Raw genomic sequence first — 2,093 nt, 5'->3', positions numbered from 1 at the left:
TCTAATATCTCTCTTCTGCTGTGTTTCACAGGCCTGCCAGCCTTCTTAATATTTGGTATAAAATATTCCGATATTAATTCCCATTCTTTGTCTTTTAAATCTGTCTCATACGCTCTTCTATTCATTTATATTCCTCAATTGCATCCAACATCATCCAGATACACTAACATATCTCTCATTTGCGGACAAGCTCTAATTAAAATTATCAATGATATGCAATTAATTCTCCATGAATCCAAAATTGAATGCCATCTGTTTAGTGTCGTTTTTTGTATGATAAATCTTATTAATTCTTTTTTTGCTGTTCACTGCGCTGTTCACTGCTTTTATAAAGAGTATAATTGTTCCTCTTAACGCTATACTGTATGGACGCGGTGACATAGTTAACCGTTTTAAACGTTGATATATAGCCAAATCAGTATAAAATGACCATGAAAAATAGAGCGGAAATAACGCATCGATGGAGCAATTTCAGGAGTCTTTAGCCTAATCCCATTGGTTCTCAATAGGCTGAAGGCCAGAAGAATACGGAAGATCAATAAAAGAAAACATGACCAGCGCTTTCTCTCATCAGCTAGCTATCTTTTTCCTTGTGGAAAAAGCATTGTTCATGACACTACCCCTTTTTTCTGGAACATTAGGGAGTAATATATGTTTTACCCAACAAGTAAAAACATCCGTATTAACTGACCCACTCAATAGACCCATCGCAACTATTGTGGCGCCGATAAGCGCCCCTATAGCATGTGTTGTGTGTTTTTCCCCCATCATGAATCCCATAATAACACCTTACCTTCCAAGAATAGCTGTGTTTCTGGGGCATATCCTGGGACTTTTTTCTAGGTAATCCATTGATTTTCCGTCTTTTTCTTGTGCCTCAATCCTTTGGCAGAACATAGATCTTTTTTCTAGATCTGTTCTCGCAGGATGGAGTGTTTTTTTATAGGTCACGCCTAAACGCTTTATTGCATATTTATACTAAACTCGCTAATCCCTAATCTTTCGCCGCTTTCTCGACGATCGCTATCTGGGAACTGCTCTATATTATTTCTTAAACTGTCTTTGCTCAGATTTTTTCAAGGCTAATTTCTAGTGTTTTGAGGCTGTAACTTCTTGCTCCATCTAAATATCACTGCTCTCGATGTCCCAAATCTATCCGAAACTTCACTCTATGAAAGTGCTGCTTTAGCGTTTATTTTCAATACTTTTTTCTAAAATCTACTGAATATGTTCTATCTATTAATTCTTTCTTACTCTTATTATGCTCTGTTTAGGCTGCTTTGGTTATATCATTTTGGGATGCTTTTTTTCCTTTCCCTAGCAATTCTTGACACCTAAACCATCTTCCTCCTAGAATTTGAAGACGCATATTAGGGCGTTTTATGCAGAGCCACCTCATAAAAAAATTTTGTTGCAAGATACGGAAAAGTATGTCATCACTCCAGCCCCCCCCCATTTTTCTGAACCGCTTGATTGATTGTCCTGGCACATGAGCTTGTTCAGAGCTATATGCCTGCTTATTGCCATACTGTGGGGAGCGTTTTCTTTTCGTATTCTTCTTTGATCCTCACCAAATGACCTATCTACTACTCAATGTAAGGCCCAATGGCTTTTAATATATGAGAGCATTGTTTCAGGACTAACTTCTAAAGAAGATCCATACTACCGCACTTCACTAGAACACTTACCTTTTATCTCACGAGCCGATTCTATCCGCGCCATGCTTTTAATGGAAAGCCCATTAGGGGTATTTAAGATGAGCCATTGACTATCCTGACTTACCGAGCATTTTCTAACTTCAATCCTAGCGTTCCCCTTATCATAATTTTTGCAATATTTAATCTTTTCTAATGGTGCTTTTTCAAAATATCGCGTCACATCATCTAAAAGATTTCCCTGATTACCTTTGAGAGAAAATAGATAATGTCTTCCTTTACCCAGGATTTTATCTGCAATTTTTTTTGAAATCCCATGGCATCTATAGAGAGAATCGATCCTTTACTATTCAGCCAATCCAATATTTTCGGTATTACTGTGAGCGCGTTGCTTTTATTCATTCCCTTGGCCTAGCCTCTTTAGCAAAAGCGCGTATC

Annotated in this window: 2 protein-coding genes; both read right to left on the bottom strand. The window is 37.6% G+C overall.

Translation table 11 applies throughout. The annotated features are described in order from the left end of the window. Positions 1 to 570: 570 nt before the first annotated feature. A complete protein-coding gene (locus tag HCUR_RS01665; protein WP_129591829.1) occupies positions 571 to 771 on the bottom strand; it encodes a hypothetical protein in 201 nt (66 codons plus the stop codon). An 891-nt stretch (positions 772 to 1,662) separates the two neighbouring features. Continuing rightward, a complete protein-coding gene (locus tag HCUR_RS07695; RefSeq protein WP_129591828.1) occupies positions 1,663 to 1,878 on the bottom strand; it encodes a hypothetical protein in 216 nt (71 codons plus the stop codon). Between the last annotated feature and the right edge of the window lie 215 nt (positions 1,879 to 2,093).

It is taken from the genome of Holospora curviuscula (assembly GCF_002930195.1).
Classification (GTDB): Bacteria; Pseudomonadota; Alphaproteobacteria; order Holosporales; family Holosporaceae; genus Holospora; species Holospora curviuscula.
The sequence above is the reverse complement of the archived record's forward strand: the minus strand, read 5'-3'. Positions and strand labels throughout refer to the sequence as shown.